Here is a 17,592-nt window from a genome sequence, read left to right as displayed (position 1 = left end):
TGGTGACGCAAGCCATGCACTAGACGACCAGTCGTATAATGGTGCGATGGGACGCAAATCGGATGGCCGCGAACGGCTTCTCGAGGCCGCGGCCGCCCTCCTCGCTCAGCGGCCGTACAGCTCCATCGGCGTGGCCGAGATCTGCGCGGTGGCCGGGGTGCAGAAGGGCAGCTTCTACTACTTCTTCCCGTCGAAGCAGGCTCTCGCACTCGCGGTGATCGACGAGCACTGGGTCTGGCAGCGCAGCGAATGGCTGAAGGCGCTCGAAGCGCCGGGCACGCTGCAGGAGCGGCTGCACTCGCTGTTCGTGGCGACATCCGACATCCAAGTCGCTTCGCTGACGGGTTCCGGGTCGGTCACCGGATGCCTGTTCGGCAACCTCGCTCTCGAACTCAGCAGTCAGGACGAGCCCGTGCGCGAGCGGCTGCAGGGCATCTTCGAAGAGCAGATCGACCTCGTCGAGCACGCGATCCGCGAGGGCGTCGACGCGGGCGAGGTCGCGGTCATCGACCCGCGCGAGGCCGCGCGATCGATCGTGGCCCAGCTCGAGGGCCTGGTGCTCTTCGCGAAGCTCTTCAACGACCCCGGGCAGATCGACCGCCTCTGGCAGAACAGCCTCAGCCTCCTCGGCCTGGCCACCCCCGCCGCCGTCTGAACGCGCCACCCTCAACGACTTCGACTAGGGACTCGAGAGCGGCGGGCGCCGATCGGGTGGGGTGCGCGGGGCCGCGGGGGTGCCCCAGCGCATCCAGGCCGAGACGTAGATGGCAAGACCGGCCACGAGCCCGACGATGACCCAGAGCACGATGAGGAAGTCGATCCACGACCCGATCGGCGGCGAACCGGGCAGGAAGGTTCGCAGCGGAATCGTGGCGAACAGCATCGCACCCATCCAGCTCATGAACGAGGGCTCCACCTTGCGCTTGCCCCGGAACGCCGTGATCGCCACGAAGAGCACGAGCGTGGGCATGACGATCATGAGGCCGAGCAGCACCACGCCGAACGCGAGCGTGCTACCGGACCGACTGGCCGTCATGTCGACGACCGGCACCTTCTCGGTCTGATCGCCTTGCACGATGGTTCCCGCATCGACGTCCTCATTGATGAATCCGGACAGGTTCCAGCCGGGTATGCCGCCGTCGAACAGGACGTTGGTGAACACGGGGGTGGAGACGTCATCCTCCGTGGTGAAGGCCAGCACGGTCAATTCGGGGGTGTTGTAGGTGTCTAGCGGCCAGTTCTCGATCTCACCGTTCGAAACGATCGAAACGGTCGTCGTCGGCGGGATCGTCCCTTTGGCGATGTCGATGGTCTGTTCGCCATCGACCGGCGTGATGATGACACTCAGATCCTTGGCCAGGGTCACCCCGCCACCGACGAGGAGGTCGTCAGATGGAATCACCTCGGCCTGCATGACGACGCGTTCACCCACACCATTGACGGCACTCGGCGTCATCCGCACCGTCACGACGTTGTGGTTCAATTCCGGGGTGCTGGGCAGCGCGAACCGCCCACTGGATGCGTAGAGCAACACCACCACCACGTACACCAGCACGGCGACCGCGACGAACACCGGCACCACCCATCGCCGTCGACGACGCGGGCGTTCGGGCATCCGCTGCTCAGCGCTCACGAAGCGAGCTTATCGGCGCGGCTCGCCGCAGCCTCAGTAGATCGAGTCGGCGTAGCGCGGCCCGTAGTACTCCTCGAGCACCTCGAGCGAGTCATCGGGCCGCTCGAGCGTCTTCGCGATCTTCGCCCGCGAGGGAGCGACGGATGCGTCCCACGACTCGGGCGCCCACGCCGCCGACCGCAGAAACGCTTTCGAGCAGTGGTAGTAGACCTCTTCGATGTCGACGACGAGCGCCAGACGCGGCCGGTGGCCCTTCACAACCAGGTCGTCGAAGAACGGCTCGTCGACCGCGATGCGCGCCCGCCCGTTGATGCGCAGCGTGTCGCCGCGCCCCGGAATCAGGAAGATCAGCCCGGCGTGCGGATTGTCGAGCACGTTGTGCAGGCTGTCACCCCTCCGGTTGCCTGGCCGCTCGGGCAACACGATCGTGGTGTCGTCGAGCACGTGGACCAAGCCCGCCGGATCGCCCTTCGGCGACACGTCGCAGCGACCGGATGCGTCGGAGGTGGCGACGAAGCACAGCGGCGACCCGGCGAGCCACACCCGGTCGACGTCGTCGAGCCGCGAGCGCGCCTTGTTCTTCACCCGCTCGAGCGGCTGGCCGAGCAGGTTCTGCAGGGCGTCGTGGGTGGCGATCGTGGGCGAGTTGAGTTCGTAGGGCATGGAGACCTCCTCCCCGATCCTCCCACGCCCCCGGCGGCCACCACCGTCCGCAGCCACCCGCGAGTCCCACTGCCGCGCAACGCTTGCGAGTGAGTGCTCACTCAGGTAGTGTCTCAGCTCGTGAGCAGCACCGACGAACTGGCCGAGAACGGCACCCGCCGCGCCCCCGCGCTCCCCCTCGAAGACCGCCGGGCGATGATCCTCGACGCCGTCATCCCGCTCCTCGTCGAGCAGGGCGCCGACATCACCTCGAAGCAGATGGCGGAGGCCGCCGGCATCGCCGAGGGCACCGTGTTCCGCGCCTTCGGCGACAAGGATTCCCTCATCCGCGCCGCCGCCGAGAAGTTCTTCGATCCGGAGTACGTGCGCAACGGCCTCCGCGGCATCGACCCCGACGATCCGCTCGAGTCGAAGATCGCGCAGGTCATCGACATCTTCCGCGCACGCCTCCGGGGCGTCATGCGCGTGATGGCGGCGCTCGGCCGCCACGAGCCCCCTCCGAGGCCCGAGGAGGACCGCTCGGGCGAGATCATGGCCCAGGTGTTCGCACCGGATGCCGAGCGGCTCGCTCTCTCACCCCGCCGCATCACGCACTTCATCCGGCTCATCGCCTTCTCCAGCGCCATCCCGCAGATCAACGAGGTCGACACCCCGTTCACGAGCGAAGAACTCGCCCGCATCATCGTTCACGGAATCACGAAAGAAGCCTCCGCATGACCCTTCTCCGCCTGCTCGGGCGCTTCATGAAGCCCTACGGCAAGCTCGTCGCCGCCGTGGTGCTGTTCCAGCTCATCCAGTCGATCGCCTCGCTCTACCTGCCCACCCTGAACGCCGACATCATCGACGAAGGCGTCGCCAAGGGCGACACCGCCTACATCATGACGACGGGGGCATGGATGCTCGGCATCACCCTCGTGCAGGTCGCCGCCGCGATCACCGCGGTCTACTTCGGGGCGCGCACCGCCATGGCCATCGGCCGCGACCTGCGCGGCGCGATCTTCCACCGCGTGAGCGAATTCAGCGAGCGCGAGGTCTCCTCCTTCGGCGCCCCCTCGCTCATCACCCGGTCGACGAACGACGTGCAGCAGGTGCAGATGCTCGCGCTGATGACCTTCACCCTGCTCGTCTCGGCTCCGATCCTCGCGATCGGCGGTGTGGTGCTGGCGCTGCAGCAAGACGTGCAGATGTCATGGATCATCGCGGTCGCGGTGCCGGTGCTGCTCATCTCGCTCGGCGCCATCATCGTGCGGATGGTGCCGCAGTTCCGAAAGATGCAGACCCGGATCGATGCCGTCAACCGGGTGCTTCGAGAACAGCTCGCGGGCATCCGCGTGGTGCGCGCCTTCGTGCGCGAAGACGTCGAGACCGCACGCTTCGCGAAGGCGAACCGCGATGTCACCGATTCCGCACTGCGGGCGGGCAAGTTGCTGGCACTGATGTTCCCGACGGTGCTGCTCATCCTGAACGTCTCGAGTGTCGCCGTGATCTGGTTCGGCGCGTTCCGCATCGACGAGGGCTCGATGCAGGTGGGCACCCTGATCGCCTTCCTCAGCTACCTGGTGCAGATCTTGATCGCGATCATGATGGCGACGTTCATGGCGATGATGATCCCCCGGGCCTCGGTCTGCGCCGACCGCATCACCGAGGTGCTCTCCACCGACTCGTCGGTGGTTCTGCCGGCGAACCCGGTGCGCGAGCTGAAGCGGCACGGCACCGTCGAGCTGCGTGGCGCCTCCTTCACCTACCCGGGCGCCGAGCAGCCGGTGCTGCGTAATCTCGACTTCAGCGTCGAGCCCGGACAGACCCTCGCCGTGATCGGCAGTACCGGATCGGGCAAGACCACGCTCGTGAACCTGCTGCCGCGCCTGTTCGACGTCACCGGCGGATCGGTGCTGGTTGACGGCGTCGACGTGCGCGAACTCGATCCGGATCTGCTGTGGAGCCGGATCGGCCTGGTGCCGCAGAAGCCCTATCTCTTCTCGGGCACCGTGGCCTCGAACCTCCGGTACGGCAACCCCGACGCCACCGACGACGACCTCTGGCGCGCGCTCGAGATCGCTCAGGCGCGAGACTTCGTGTCAGCGCTGGAGGGGCAGCTCGAGGCGCCGATCGCCCAGGGCGGCACGACGGTGTCGGGCGGCCAGCGCCAGCGGCTCGCCATCGCGCGAGCACTCGTGAAGCAGCCGGAGATCTACGTTTTCGACGACTCGTTCTCTGCACTCGACTTGGCGACGGATGCGCGACTGAGACAGGCACTCCGCACGAGAGTCGCAGGCGCCACGAAGGTGATCGTGGCGCAGCGGGTGTCGACCATCATCGACGCCGACCAGATCATCGTGCTGGAGGACGGCGCCATAGTCGGGCGCGGCACCCATGAAGAACTGCTCGAGACATCCGAGACCTACAACGAGATCGTGTCGTCGCAGCTCACCGCGGAGGAGGCAGCATGAGCGGCAACACCCAGACCAAGGCGCAGTCCGCTCCCCGTCCGGTCGGCCCGCCGGCGGGTTCGCCGGGCCGGGGCCCGGGCGGACGCGGCGGCGGCCCGTTCGGCGGCGTCGGCATGCCGACCGAGAAGTCGATGACCTTCGGCCCCTCCGCGAAACGTCTCATCCGGCGCCTCAGCCCGCACCGCATCGCGGTGCTCGCCGTGATCGCGCTCGGCGTCGTCAGCGTGGTGTTCACCGTGCTCGGCCCGTGGCTGCTCGGCCAGGCGACGAACCTCATCTTCGCCGGCGCGATCGGCAAGACCCTGCCGGCCGACATGACGAAGCAGCAGCTGATCGACCAGCTGCGAGCCGGCGGTCAGGGGCAACAGGCCGACCTGCTGAGCGGCATCGCCCTCACCCCGGGGCAGGGCATCGACTTCGACGCCCTCGCCATGGTGCTCGGCATCGTGCTGGTGCTCTACGTCGCGGCATCCGTCTTCTCCTGGTTGCAGGGCCGGGTGCTCAACACCATCGTGCAGAGCACCGTCTACCGGCTGCGCGAAGAGGTCGAGGCGAAGATCAACCGCTTGCCGCTCGGCTATTTCGACAAGATGCAGCGCGGCGAGCTGCTCAGCCGGGTCACGAACGACATGGACAATGTGGCGCAGAGCCTGCAGCAGACGCTCTCCCAGATGCTCACGTCGATCCTCACCGTCATCGGCGTGATCGTGATGATGTTCGTCACCTCGCCGCTGCTCGCGCTGATCTCACTGATCACCATTCCGCTCACCGTCGGCATCACCGCAGTGATCGCGAAACGCTCGCAGAAGATGTTCGTGGCGCAGTGGGCGCACACGGGAGCGCTGAACGCCCAGGTCGAAGAGAACTTCACCGGCCACGCCCTGGTGAAGGTGTTCGGCCGCCAGCGCGAGACCGAGCAGACCTTCACCGAGAAGAACGAGGAGCTCTACAAGGCCAGCTTCGGCGCACAGTTCGTGTCGGGCATCATCATGCCGGCCATGATGTTCGTCGGAAACCTGATCTACGTCGTGATCGCGGTGGTGGGTGGGCTGCAGGTCGCCTCGGGAGCGCTCAGCATCGGTGCGGTTCAGGCGTTCATCCAGTACTCCCGCCAGTTCACCCAGCCGCTCACCCAGCTGGGATCGATGGTGAACCTGCTGCAGTCGGGCGTGGCCTCGGCTGAGCGCGTCTTCGAGCTGCTGGATGCCGACGAGCAGACCCCGGATGCCTCGCCCGCCGAGACCCCCGCCGACTCGCGCGGCCGTCTGGTGTTCGAGAACGTGTCGTTCCGCTACACCGAAGACAAGCCGCTCATCACCGACCTGTCGCTGGTGGCCGAACCCGGGCAGACGGTGGCGATCGTCGGCCCAACGGGCGCCGGTAAGACCACGCTGGTGAACCTCATCATGCGGTTCTACGAGCTGGATGCCGGGCGCATCACGCTCGACGGCGTCGACATCGCGCAGATGACCCGGCGCGACCTGCGCTCGCGCACCGGCATGGTGCTGCAGGACACCTGGCTCTTCGGCGGCACCATCCGTGACAACATCGCCTACGGCCGGCCGGATGCCACGGAGGAGGAGATTCTCGACGCCGCCCGCGCCACCTACGTCGACCGCTTCGTGCACTCGCTGCCCGACGGTTACGACACGGTGCTCGACGACGAGGCGTCGAACGTCTCCGCCGGCGAGAAGCAGTTGCTCACCATCGCCCGGGCGTTCCTGGCGAAGCCGAGCGTGCTCATCCTCGACGAGGCCACCTCGTCGGTCGACACCCGCACCGAGCAGCTGGTGCAGAAGGCGATGTCGGCGCTGCGGGCCGACCGCACGAGCTTCGTGATCGCGCACCGGCTCTCCACCATCCGCGACGCCGACCTCATCCTCGTGATGGAGTCGGGCAGCATCGTGGAGCAGGGCACGCACGCCGAGTTGCTGGCCGCCGAGGGCGCGTACTTCGCGCTCTACAACTCGCAGTTCGCCCAGGCGTTGGTCGACGAATGAGTTCCGCCGGCGGCCACGGCACCGCGACCGGCCCCGCGGAGGTGGACGACTCCGCCGAGTTCGCCGAGCGGGTGCGGCACGCGATCTACGCGCGGTTCGCGTCGAGCGGCGCCGCCTCGTCGGTCGACGAGCTGGCCTCCGCGCTCGGGGCCGAACCGGCCGTCGTTTCCGCCGCCTTCGACCGGCTCGCGACCGAGCGGCACGTGGTGCTCGACGCCGAGCGGCGCATCCTGATGGCGCATCCGTTCGCCTCGATCCCGCTCGGCTTCTCGGTGATGGGCCCCGACACGCTGTGGTGGGGCGGATGCGCCTGGGACTCGTTCGCCATCCCGCACCTCGTGCCCAGCGCCCCCGAGGTGCTGGTGGCCACCACCTGCCCGAACTGCGGCACCGCACACGCCTGGACGGTGGGACGGGATGCGCCTCCCGCGGGCACGCAGGTCGCCCACTTCCTGGTGCCCACGGCCCACATCTGGGACGACGTGGTGCACACCTGCTCGCACCAGAGCATCTTCTGCTCCACGGGCTGCGTCGACGAATGGCTCGCCGCCGAGGAGCTCGAGCCCGGATACACGATGTCGCTCGAGACCCTGTGGCGGCTCGCGGCGCGCTGGTACGAGGGGCGGCTCGACACTCCGTACACCCGCCGGGACCCCCAGACCGCGGCCGCCTACTTCCGTGAGGTGGGGCTGCACGGTCCGTTCTGGGGTCTCGACTGAGGGGCGGCCGGGCGCCGGATCGAACGGTCAGCTGACCGAGGTACATTCGACGACATGAGCATCCTCCCGCAGGGCCGCAACGGTGCGGGGTGGTATCCCGACCCCGAAGCGACCGATGTGCTGCGGTGGTGGGACGGCTACCGGTGGACAGACGACTTCGCGCCGCTCGCCGTCGATCCGGCTGACAGTCGAAACGGCTATGCCACCGCGTCGCTCGTGCTCGGCATCGTGTCGATCGGGTTCAACGTGCTGTTCGTGCCGAGCGTGCTCGCGGTGGCCTTCGGGTTCGCCGGGCTGAGCAAGGCGCGTCGAATGGGCATGGGGCGCGGGCTCGCCATCACGGGCATCGTGCTCGGTGCCATCGGGGTGATGTTCATGATCGCGTTGATCGTGCTGGTCGTGACCATTCGCGCCGTCTCCGTCTCTCGCTGAAACGGCTCTTCACAGCGCGTCGATGCGGGCGTAAAATCGATGCCAAGAAGGACGAATTCATCAGAAGTCCCCCGCTCAGTCCGCACCGGCTGGGCGGGGGTTTCTCTGTGGAGGGCGGGCGCGGCAGGCGCCTCAGGGGGTGACGTAGCGGATGCCCCAGGCGAGCTCCCAGCGCTCCCCCGGCCGCAGCCAGCGCAGCCCCTGGCCGGAGTTGAACGCGTTCGCCGGTGCCGTCATGGGCTCGATCGCCACGGCCTGACGCGGACCGTCGGCCGCCGCGAAGTTCTGCGGGGTGAAGACCTGCACATAGCCGAAGTTCTCGTCGGCCCAGAGCTCGACGCGACGACCGTCGGGTGCTTCGAGTCGCTGCACGCTCCGTCCGTCGTTCGTGCTGACGCCACCGAAGCCGTGGTCGATCTCGAGACCGGCGACGCGCCGGCCCTGTGTGAGGTCGAAGTCGGTGCCGGCTACGTCTTCTTCGGAGACGGGGATCTGGTGCTCATCCGTGAGAAACCGGGTGCTTGCGTCGATGGTGAGGGTGAGTTCGCCCACCGGGAGGTCGCCGAGCGCGAGATAGGGATGCGCGCCGACAGCGACCGGGGCCGCCTGGTCGCTCTCGTTCACGATGGAGTGGGTCACCGTCATCCCTTCGGCGCTGAGCCGATGCTCGACCGTGGTCTCGAGCAGGAACGGGTACCCGTGCTGCGGAAAGACGGTAGCGCCCTGGAGCACGCGATGAGGCTCCTGTTCGAGCATCCGATACCCCGTCGACCGCAACAGCCCGTGAATGGCGTTCCCCTGTTTCGGCTCCGTGATGTCGAGCTGTTGCGGGGCGCCCGCCAACGTCCACCGCCCGCCCGCCACCCGATTGGGCCACGGCACGAGCACGATCCCGGCAGCCCCCGGCGGAGTGGATGTCTCGGGAAACGTCTCGACCAGCGCCACCCCGTCAACGTCAAGCGCCCGGATCCCGGCCGCCACCTGCGTGACGACCGCAGTCACCACCCGCCCTTCACCCTCGAAGCGAAGCGAGTATTGATCCCCAGTAGGCGCGCGCACCTCTTCACACTACTCGCCGCCCGCAGGGCAGGCGGGGCGGCGGGTTTTGCCTCCCGCCGCCTTTGAGCTCCGCTCAACCCTTAGGCGGGAGGTGAAACCCGCCGCCCCGCCTGCCCCACCCAAGAACTCAGCGAACGCGTCGCTCAGCCTCAGAAACGACGTTGGCCAGCAGCATCGCCCGAGTCATCGGCCCCACTCCCCCAGGAACCGGCGACAGGAACCCCGCGACCTCGGCAACCCCGGGATCGACGTCGCCGACGAGCCGCGCCTTGCCGGTCTCTTCGTTCACGATGCGGGTGATGCCCACGTCGAGCACCGCTGCGCCGGGCTTCACCCAATCGGGCTGGATGAGGCCGGGCACGCCCACGGCGGCGACCACGACATCCGCCCGCCGCACTTCAGCGGCGAGATCGACCGTGCGGGAGTGGGTGAGCGTCACGGTGGCGTCGATGCCCTTGCGGGTGAGCAGCAATCCGAGCGGTCGGCCGACGGTGAGCCCGCGACCCACCACCACGACGTGCTTGCCCGGCAGCGTCACGCCGTAGCGGGTGAGCATCTCGACGATGCCCGCGGGAGTGCACGGCAGCGGCGAGTTCAACTCGCCTTCCACGCCGAGCACGAGCCGGCCGAGGTTCGTGGGGTGGAGGCCGTCGGCGTCTTTCGCCGGGTCGATCAACTCGAGCATCGCGTTCTCGTCGATGCCGTCGGGCAACGGCAGCTGCACGATGTAGCCGGTGACGGAGTCGTCGGCGTTCAGGCCGGCGATGGCGTCGCGCACATCCTGCTCGCTCGCCGTGGCCGGCAGATCGACACGCACCGATTCGATGCCGACCTCGGCGCAGTCGCGGTGCTTGCCGGCGACATAGGAGATCGACCCCGGGTCGTCGCCGACGAGCAGGGTGCCGAGCCCAGGAACGATGCCACGTTCGCGGAGGGCGGCGACCCGCTCGCGGATCTCCGTCTTGAGGGCCGTCGCCGTGGCGACGCCGTCGAGTCGAACGGCTACCACTGCTCGAGGCCCGGGTAGAGCGGGAAGGCCGCGGTGAGCTCGAGCACGCGGGTGCGGAGGGTCGTGACATCCGGTGCGGGCTTCAGGGCGGTGGCGATGATGTCGGCCACCTCGGTGAACTCCACGTCGCCGAACCCACGGGTGGCGAGGGCGGGCGTGCCGATGCGAAGACCCGACGTCACCATCGGGGGGCGCGGGTCGAACGGAACCGCATTGCGGTTCACGGTGATGCCGACTTCGTGCAGGATGTCTTCGGCCTGCTTGCCGTCCAGCTCCGAGGTGCGGAGGTCGGCCAGCACGAGGTGCACGTCGGTGCCTCCGGTGAGCACGTCGACGCCGGCGGCGCGCGTGTCGTCGGCGGTGAGGCGCGAGGCCAGGATGCGGGCACCGCTCACGGTGCGCTCCTGGCGGTCTTTGAACTCGGGTGTGGCGGCGAGCTTGAACGCCGTGGCCTTGGCGGCGATGACGTGCATCAGCGGTCCGCCCTGCTGGCCGGGGAAGACGTTCGAGTTGAGCTTCTTCGCGAGTTCCATGTCACGGCTCACGATGAAACCGGAGCGGGGGCCGCCGATGGTCTTGTGCACGGTCGACGACACCACGTCGGCGAAGGGCACGGGCGACGGATGCAGGCCCGCGGCCACGAGACCGGCGAAGTGCGCCATGTCGACCCAGAGCTTGGCGCCCACCTCGTCGGCGATGGCCCGGAAGGCGGCGAAGTCGAGCTGCCGCGGGTAGGCCGACCAGCCGGCGATGATGACCTGCGGCTTGTGCTCGAGCGCCTTGTCGCGCACCACGTTCATGTCGACGAGGAAGGTCTCGGGGTCGACGCCGTAGGAGACGGCGTTGTAGAGCTTGCCCGAGAAGTTGAGCTTCATGCCGTGGGTGAGGTGACCGCCGTGGGCGAGTTCGAGGCCCAGGATGGTGTCGCCGGGGGTCGCGATGGCACTCAGCACCGCCGCGTTCGCGGTGGCGCCGGAGTGCGGCTGCACGTTCGCGTATTCGGCGCCGAAGAGCGACTTCGCGCGGTCGATGGCGAGCTGTTCGGCGATGTCGACGAACTCGCAGCCGCCGTAGTAGCGGCGGCCCGGGTAGCCCTCGGCGTACTTGTTGGTGAGCACCGAGCCCTGGCTCTGCAGAACGGCTCGCGGAACGAAGTTCTCGCTCGCGATCATCTCGAGTGTGCCTCGCTGGCGGTCGAGCTCGAGCTGCAGCACTTCGGCGATCTCGGGATCGACCTCAGACAGAGGGGAATTGAAGGTGTCGGACAAGACTGGCTCCTTTTCGGCGTGACGGACTGATGGTGATTTCGGAATCCGTATCGACCCAGGCGCGCGGCCGAATCCCTGTCCGTCGCTTCCCGATGGTGACCATCTGATACGCCAGTTGCGACGCGAGTCAGCTTACCTCAGACGCGTCGGGCGCGGCGAGTGAGAACGGGAGTCACGGCCAGCAATGCACCCGCGACCACCAGACCGATCAGATAGATCCACGGAAGCGAAGCCAGCCCCAGCGAGTCGAGGAAGAGGGAGCCGACCAGCGCCCCGATCCCGATGCCCGCGTTGAAAGAGGAGGAGTAGAACGCGCTCGAGGTGTCGCGGATCTCCGGCGACGCCGCGTGCATCAGTCGCGTGGGCAGCAGGGTCGGAATCACACCGAACGCCACGCCCCAGACGAAGAAGGCGCCGATGGCCACCACGGGGTTGGCGGCGAACACGGCCAGCAGCAGCACCGAGACGCCGGTCGCGGCCAGCGCGATCACGAGCCCCAGCGTGGGCCGTCGACCGAACACGGCTCCGGCCGCGAACACGCCGATCGCACCGGCGGCACCGTAGACGAGCAGCAGCAACCCCACCTGGCCTTCGGGCACACCCATCTGGCCGATCATGAAGGGCGCGATGTAGGTGTAGAAGGCGTAGTTGCCGATCATGATCACCGAGACCAGGATGCAGATGAGGGCCACCACGGGGATGGTCGGGTCCAGCGGTCCTCGACGACGCGCAGCACGCAGCGCCCTGGTGTCGGTCGAGGGCTCGAGGTGCTTGCGGTGATCGACGCGCGGCAGCAGCAGCACGATGAAGACGGCGCCGAGGAGCGCCAGCACGGCGATGCCGAAGAACGGCACCCGCCAGCCCCAAGCGTGGCCGACGGCGGTGGCCAGCGGCACGCCCAGCACGAAGGCGAGCGTGCCACCTCCGGTGGTGATGGCGACCGCGCGGCCGATCTGCTCCCGGGGCACCAGGTGGGCGGAATACGCACCCACCACGCCCCAGAACAATCCGTGCGCCATGCCGCCGACGACGCGTGCCACGACGAGCACCTCGAAGTTCGGGGCCAGACTGCCGACGAGGCTGGAGAGAGCGATGACCACCAGCACGAGCATCAGCAGCAGGTGCCGGGGCACTCGGCGAAAGAGGAACGTCAGGGGAACGCTCGTGAACACCACGGCGAAAGCGAAGACGCTGATCAGAAGACCCGTCTGCGATTCGGAGACGCCGAGCGACGTGCTCATCTCCGGCAGCAGACCGGTCGGGATCATCTCGGCGGTCACCGAGAGGAAGACGGCGGTGGCGAGGACGATCAGTCCACCCCAGGGGAAACGTTTGACGACAGGCGTGGAGCCCGTTCGCGGCATTGTTGTGGTCACAGCGTGCGCACCTATTCGAAGACAACTCGAAAGCGGCGGACAGAGGAGGCCCCTGCGCTTTTCGACGCCGTGCCTGCCTGACGACCTGACGTACCGTGGCGGGGCAGAAAGCCCGCGAACCGGTGCGCCTTCGTACATGCCCGAGGACGAACGATATCCGTTCGGCCACTGACTAGTGTAGCTCAGGAGAACCCGCGGGCAAGAGGCCCGGGATAAGAGGAGAGTCGCATGGCGCTGCCGCACAACCACTGGGTGCTGACTTTCGTGTGCGCCGACCTGGCGGGAATCGTGCACGCTGTGAGCGGCGCCGTCGTCGCATCCGGTGGCAACATCACGGAGAGCCAGCAATTCTCCTCGGCCGACACCGGGCGGTTCTTCATGCGGCTGCAGGTGGAGTCGGAGGCATCTCGCGGGGAGTTCGAGGCGGCGCTGGCTCCGGTGGTGGAGCGCTATGACATGGAGTGGCAGCTCGACGTGGTGGGGCGGCCGCTCCGCACCCTCGTGCTGGTGTCGACCGCGGCGCACTGCCTGAACGACCTGCTGTTCCGGCAGCGTGCCGGCCAGTTGCCCGTGCAGATCCCGCTCGTGCTCTCGAACCACGGATCTCTGCGCGACCTCGCCGGGTTCTACGACGTGCCGTTCGAGTCCTTGCCGGTGACGGATGCCGCATCGAAAGCCGCCTTCGAACAGCGCGTCATCGACGCGGTCGACGAGCACGACATCGAACTCGTCGTGCTGGCGCGCTACATGCAGATCATCTCACCCGAACTGTGCGAGCGGCTCGCCGGTCGGCTGATCAACATCCACCACTCCTTCCTTCCCGGATTCAAGGGCGCCAACCCTTACAAGCAGGCGCACGCACGCGGCGTGAAACTCATCGGCGCCACGGCGCACTTCGTCACCAGCGACCTCGACGAGGGCCCGATCATCGAGCAGAACGTCGTGCGCGTCGACCACACCCGAACCCCGGCCGAGCTCGTGGCGATCGGTCAAGACGAAGAGAGCCGCACCCTCACCCAGGCGGTGAAGTGGTTCGCCGAAGACCGAGTGCTGCTCGACGGCGCTCGCACCATCATCTTCCGGTGAGTTCATTGTGCGCCGCCGCCACTGGTGCGCACCTCCCGGCGAAGTCGCGGCGACTCACCGATCGGCGTTCTCGACGCTGAACGCGACGGGCGCGGTTGGCGCGTTCAGCCGAATCACGCGGCGCGGGGCTTGAACTCCTGCACGGAACGGTAATAGTCGGCGAGGGCCAGGCCGGAGGCGGCCGCCTCGTCGATCACGACCGTGGCGTGGGGGTGCAGCTGCAGGATGGAGCCCGGCCAGCGGCTGGAGAGCGGCCCTTCGATCACGTGCGCGATCGCATCCGCCTTGTCGACGCCCTGGGCCACGAGCAGCAGACGCCGTGCGTCGCCGATGGTGCCGAGGCCCTGCGTGATGCAGTGCACCGGCACCTGATCGGGTGAGTCGAAGAAGCGGGCGTTGTCGGCTCGGGTCTGCGGGGCCAGGGTCTTGACGCGGGTGCGGGAGGTCAGCGACGAGCTCGGCTCGTTGAAGCCGACGTGCCCGTTGCGGCCGATGCCGAGCAGCTGCAGCTCGATGCCTCCGGCGTGCGCGATCGCGAGGTCGTACTCCGCGGCAGCGGCGTCGACATCGGCGGCCGATCCGTCGGGCACGTGGGCGTTGGCCGGGTCGATGCCGAGAGGGTTCACGATCTCGCGCTGCACCACGGCGGCGTAGCTCTCCGGGTGACCGTCGGGAAGTCCGACGTACTCGTCGAGCGCGAACACGCTCACGGCCGAGAAGTCCACCCGGTCGGCAGTTCCGGGGGCGGAGAGCTCTGCGAGCCGCCGGTAGGTGGCCAGGGGCGACGACCCGGTGGCCACGCCGAGCACCGCATCCGCCCTCGAGCGCACGACCCCCGCGATGAGGTCGGCGGCGACCCGCCCGACCTCTTCGGGGGTGTTCGTGATGATGATCTCCATCGGATGCCTTCCGGGTCAGATCGAGTGGGCACGATTCGTCGCGCCCACGGGACGTGTGCGACGAATCGTGCCCACTCGATGGAGGGTTCAGGGGGTGGTGAGCCAGAGGTGCTCAGGGTGACCCGCTGGTGGGTTGGCGCTGGTGAGCAGGCGGGCCAGACGGATGGCGCCGTCGAGCGGCGTGCCGGCCGGAGGGCGCAGTTCGATCGGCGGGTGCGCCTCCCCCACCGCCGCCGTGAAGGCGTCGGTGAACGCTCCCGACGACCCGCGAGGTGCCGCGACGGCACCGCCGGAGACGGATGCGGGAGGTGGAGCGGATGCGGCGGGTACCGCCGGTGCCGCGAAGACACCGCCCACCGCCGAGGCGATCCGCGGGAGCCGCGGGTCGAGGGCCGCGACGAGCGTGCGGGCCACCTCTCGGCCCGCCGCCGTCATGATGCGCACAGCAGCGGCATCGCCCACTGCCGCGAGGGCGTCGACGCGACCCGCGAACGACCCCAGCACCCCGGCGCGGTCGTTGCGCGTGTAGAGCTGGGCGGGCCAGGTCTCCGGCGCCCCGAACGACTCGATCGCGGCGGCGAGGAGCGCAGAGGAGTCGGTGGCGACCCCGTCGCGCTGTCGCATCGCGGCCTCGAGGCCTTCGCGGCCGATCCAAGAACCGGCGCCCCGATCGCCGAGGAGGTGCCCCCATCCGTCGACCCGACGCCAGACCGAACCCAGATCGGTGCCGAGCGCGACCGACCCGGTGCCGACGGCCACCACTGCTCCCGGGGAGCCGGCGAGGGCGCCGAGGTGCGCGGTGACGGCATCCGTGGCGAGCGCGGCGACGGCCCCGGATCGGCGAGCGGCGATCGCGCGCACCACCTCGTGGGGGTCGTCGATCAGTGTGAACGCTCCGGTCGCGCCGACAGCGATGGCGCCGACGGCAGCCCACTCCTCCGGCCATTCCGCCGCGGCGCGATCGAGGAGGTCGTCGACGACCTCCGGGATGCTGCTCCCCCGGGAAGCGATCCCGACGCGCGACCCGTGCACCACGCGCATCCCTCCCGCGTGGCCGGAGTCCGCGCCGCCCGCGGCCAGAGCGATCCGGCTGCCGCTGCCCCCGATGTCGAGGCCGAGCACCCAGCCGGCGTCGGAGCTCACTTGCTCATGCCCGCGGTGAGTCCGGAGACGATCTGCTTCGTGGCGAGCAGGAACAGCACGACCAAGGGGATCGTGGCGAGCGTGAGCCCGGCGAACAGGGTGGCCCAGTCGGTCTGGTATTCGCCGAAGAAGCGCGTGATGCCCACCGGCAGAGTGTAGGCCTTCTGATCGCGGATGAGGATGAGCGGGTAGAAGAAGTCGTTCCACACCGGCACGAAACGGAAGACGATCACGGTGGCGATCGCCGGCCGCACGAGCGGCAGGTGCACCCGCAGGAACGTGGTGAACGACCCGGCGCCGTCGAGTTTCGCGGCCTCGTCGAGCTCGATCGGCAGCTGCCGGAAGAAGCCGGTGAGCACGAAGGTGGAGAACGGGATGCCGAGGGCCGCGTAGACGAGGATCAGGCTCCACAGGTTGCTCACCATGCCGAGGCTGTCGAGCAGGAAGAACAAGGGGAGGATGGCGAGATAGACCGGCAGCATCAGGCCCGAAAGGAAGGTGCCCTCCAGCAGCGTGAAGATGCGCGATTTCGTGCGGGAGAAGGCATACGCCGCGAGCAGCGAGACCGCGGTCGAGAGCAGCACCGAGGCCACGGTCACGAAGATCGAGTTGAAGAAGTAGGTCTGGAAGTCGGCGGTGATCCAGGCCTTCTGGTAGCTCGTGAGCGTGGGCTGCAGTGGCAACCCGAGGGGGCTCTTGGCCATCTCGGGCATGGTGCGGAAACTGTTCAGCACCATCAGCACGAGCGGCGCGATGGCGATCAGCGCGTAGAGCCAGAGGAAGCCGGAGCCGAGGAACGAGCCGAGCGTGAGACGCTGACCGGGCAGCCGGGCGGCGCGAGACGCCTTCGCGGCCCGCGCCCGCGAGGCCCGGGTGGAGGTGGTGGTGGCGCTCATCAGTAGAGCCTTCTTTCCGCGCGGCGCATCAGCCAGGTCATGAGGAGGGCGACTCCGAAGATGAACAGGAACAACAGGGTGGCGATCGCCGAGGAGGTGCCGATGGCGTTCGACGAGCCCGACTCGAAGGCCGTGCGATAGAACAACAGGCTGAGCACATCGGTGGCGCCGGCCGGGTTGCCCGCCGATCCGCCGAGGGCGTACGGGATGGCGAAGGCCTCCATGGCACCGATGAAGGTGAGCACGCTCACCGTGCCGATGGCCGGGAGGAGCAGCGGGCCCGTGATGTCGCGGAAGCGCTGCCACGGCGTGGCGCCGTCGAGCGATGCGGCTTCGTCGATCTCGTCCGGGATGCCGCCGAGCGCCGCCCCGTAGAGGAGCACCGGGAAGCCGACCCACTGCCAGGCAGTGACGAACACGACGACCCAGATCGCGGTGGTCGGGTTGCCGAGCCAGGGCTGCGCGAGCGCATCCAAGCCGATGCCCTTCAGCACGGCGTTGACCGGGCCGAACAGCGGCGACAGCATGAGCGACCAGAGGTAGCCCACCACGAGCGGCGACACCAGGTAGGGCAGTGTGTACACGGTCTGGAAGAACCGCTTGAAGCGGCGCACCCGGTGCAGCAGCACCGCCAGCCCGAGGCCGATGGTGTTCTGGAACACCATCGCACCGACGAACAGCAGGATGTTGTGCACGAACGCGTTCGGTATCGCGTCTTTGTAGGGCAGTTGCGTGAAGATCGTCACGTAGTTGTCGAACACGGAGAAGTCACCGCGCACGATCCCCGTCCAGTCGAACAGCGAGTAGCTGAGCGCCGTGATGAGGGGATACAGGATGAAGATGACGAACAGGATGAGCGCGGGCAGAACGAAGACCATGCCCGCACGCCGCGACAGGGTGATGCCGGTGTTCCGGCTCCGGCGTGAATTCGTGACAGGCATGGTCTTCGTTCCTCAGGT

At 68.2% G+C, this 17,592-nt stretch carries 17 protein-coding genes and 1 riboswitch; of the genes, 7 read left to right on the top strand and 10 right to left on the bottom strand.

Annotated features, from left to right (window positions below; all coding sequences use genetic code 11):
* Window positions 1-46: 46 nt before the first annotated feature.
* On the top strand, window positions 47-655 hold the full coding sequence (locus N1027_RS09150) for a TetR/AcrR family transcriptional regulator (RefSeq protein WP_259507099.1): 609 nt from the start codon (window positions 47-49) through the stop codon (window positions 653-655).
* Between the two features lie 24 nt (window positions 656-679).
* Here N1027_RS09150 and N1027_RS09145 read toward each other — a convergent pair whose 3' ends face one another.
* Together N1027_RS09145 and N1027_RS09140 are read right to left on the bottom strand one after the other, a co-directional pair.
* Window positions 680-1,633 (bottom strand): DUF8686 domain-containing protein, encoded by a 954-nt coding sequence (locus N1027_RS09145; protein ID WP_259507097.1) that lies wholly within the window; start codon window positions 1,631-1,633, stop codon window positions 680-682.
* Between the two features lie 33 nt (window positions 1,634-1,666).
* Window positions 1,667-2,296: a pyridoxamine 5'-phosphate oxidase family protein gene (locus N1027_RS09140; protein WP_259507095.1), complete on the bottom strand. Its 630-nt coding sequence runs from the start codon at window positions 2,294-2,296 to the stop codon at window positions 1,667-1,669.
* A 120-nt stretch (window positions 2,297-2,416) separates the two neighbouring features.
* Here N1027_RS09140 and N1027_RS09135 point away from each other — a divergent pair, with 120 nt between their 5' ends.
* From N1027_RS09135 to N1027_RS09115, 5 genes are read left to right on the top strand one after another with little or no spacing between them, the layout of a single operon-like run.
* Window positions 2,417-3,013, top strand: a complete 597-nt coding sequence (locus N1027_RS09135; protein ID WP_259507093.1) for a TetR/AcrR family transcriptional regulator — start codon at window positions 2,417-2,419, stop codon at window positions 3,011-3,013.
* Window positions 3,010-4,746, top strand: a complete 1,737-nt coding sequence (locus N1027_RS09130) for an ABC transporter ATP-binding protein (RefSeq protein ID WP_259507091.1) — start codon at window positions 3,010-3,012, stop codon at window positions 4,744-4,746. The genes N1027_RS09135 and N1027_RS09130 overlap by 4 nt, the downstream gene beginning before the upstream one ends.
* Window positions 4,743-6,746 carry an ABC transporter ATP-binding protein gene (locus tag N1027_RS09125; RefSeq protein WP_259507089.1) on the top strand — a complete coding sequence of 668 codons (2,004 nt, stop codon included), beginning with the start codon at window positions 4,743-4,745 and terminating at the stop codon, window positions 6,744-6,746. Before N1027_RS09130 ends, N1027_RS09125 begins: the two co-directional genes overlap by 4 nt.
* Window positions 6,743-7,465: an organomercurial lyase gene (gene merB / locus N1027_RS09120; protein ID WP_259507087.1), complete on the top strand. Its 723-nt coding sequence runs from the start codon at window positions 6,743-6,745 to the stop codon at window positions 7,463-7,465. The genes N1027_RS09125 and merB overlap by 4 nt, the downstream gene beginning before the upstream one ends.
* Window positions 7,466-7,519: 54 nt before the next feature.
* On the top strand, window positions 7,520-7,897 hold the full coding sequence (locus tag N1027_RS09115; RefSeq protein ID WP_259507085.1) for a DUF4190 domain-containing protein: 378 nt from the start codon (window positions 7,520-7,522) through the stop codon (window positions 7,895-7,897).
* 132 nt (window positions 7,898-8,029) lie between these two features.
* Here the strand turns inward: N1027_RS09115 and N1027_RS09110 are convergent, their stop codons facing one another.
* From N1027_RS09110 to N1027_RS09095, 4 genes are all read right to left on the bottom strand, one after another.
* Entirely contained in the window at window positions 8,030-8,899 is an 870-nt protein-coding gene (locus N1027_RS09110) for an aldose 1-epimerase family protein (RefSeq protein WP_259507083.1), read from the bottom strand.
* Window positions 8,900-9,083: 184 nt separating this feature from the next.
* A complete protein-coding gene (locus N1027_RS09105) occupies window positions 9,084-9,965 on the bottom strand; it encodes a bifunctional methylenetetrahydrofolate dehydrogenase/methenyltetrahydrofolate cyclohydrolase (protein WP_259507082.1) in 882 nt (293 codons plus the stop codon).
* The gene (glyA, locus tag N1027_RS09100; RefSeq protein ID WP_259507080.1) at window positions 9,959-11,233 is read right to left on the bottom strand and encodes a serine hydroxymethyltransferase; all 1,275 of its coding nucleotides are present in this window, start codon (window positions 11,231-11,233) and stop codon (window positions 9,959-9,961) included. The genes N1027_RS09105 and glyA overlap by 7 nt, the downstream gene beginning before the upstream one ends.
* Window positions 11,234-11,279: 46 nt before the next feature.
* Window positions 11,280-11,362: riboswitch (ZMP/ZTP riboswitch) on the bottom strand.
* An 8-nt stretch (window positions 11,363-11,370) separates the two neighbouring features.
* Window positions 11,371-12,609, bottom strand: coding sequence for an MFS transporter (locus N1027_RS09095; protein WP_259507078.1), 1,239 nt, complete (start codon window positions 12,607-12,609; stop codon window positions 11,371-11,373).
* 228 nt (window positions 12,610-12,837) lie between these two features.
* On the opposite strand from N1027_RS09095, the gene purU reads away from it, so the two are divergent.
* Window positions 12,838-13,695 carry a formyltetrahydrofolate deformylase gene (purU, locus tag N1027_RS09090; protein WP_259507070.1) on the top strand — a complete coding sequence of 286 codons (858 nt, stop codon included), beginning with the start codon at window positions 12,838-12,840 and terminating at the stop codon, window positions 13,693-13,695.
* A gap of 113 nt (window positions 13,696-13,808) precedes the next feature.
* Here purU and nagB read toward each other — a convergent pair whose 3' ends face one another.
* From nagB to N1027_RS09070, 4 genes are all read right to left on the bottom strand, one after another.
* Window positions 13,809-14,594, bottom strand: a complete 786-nt coding sequence (gene nagB / locus N1027_RS09085) for a glucosamine-6-phosphate deaminase (protein WP_259507068.1) — start codon at window positions 14,592-14,594, stop codon at window positions 13,809-13,811.
* Between the two features lie 87 nt (window positions 14,595-14,681).
* Window positions 14,682-15,737 carry a BadF/BadG/BcrA/BcrD ATPase family protein gene (locus N1027_RS09080; RefSeq protein ID WP_259507067.1) on the bottom strand — a complete coding sequence of 352 codons (1,056 nt, stop codon included), beginning with the start codon at window positions 15,735-15,737 and terminating at the stop codon, window positions 14,682-14,684.
* Window positions 15,734-16,633, bottom strand: a complete 900-nt coding sequence (locus tag N1027_RS09075) for a carbohydrate ABC transporter permease (RefSeq protein WP_259507066.1) — start codon at window positions 16,631-16,633, stop codon at window positions 15,734-15,736. Before N1027_RS09075 ends, N1027_RS09080 begins: the two co-directional genes overlap by 4 nt.
* Entirely contained in the window at window positions 16,633-17,574 is a 942-nt protein-coding gene (locus tag N1027_RS09070; protein WP_259507065.1) for a carbohydrate ABC transporter permease, read from the bottom strand. The genes N1027_RS09075 and N1027_RS09070 overlap by 1 nt, the downstream gene beginning before the upstream one ends.
* Between the last annotated feature and the right edge of the window lie 18 nt (window positions 17,575-17,592).

It is taken from the genome of Herbiconiux aconitum, from assembly GCF_024979235.1.
GTDB classification, from domain to species: Bacteria; Actinomycetota; Actinomycetes; order Actinomycetales; family Microbacteriaceae; genus Herbiconiux; species Herbiconiux aconitum.
Note: the sequence above shows the minus strand (reverse complement) of the source record. Positions and strands in the feature narration are given on the sequence as shown.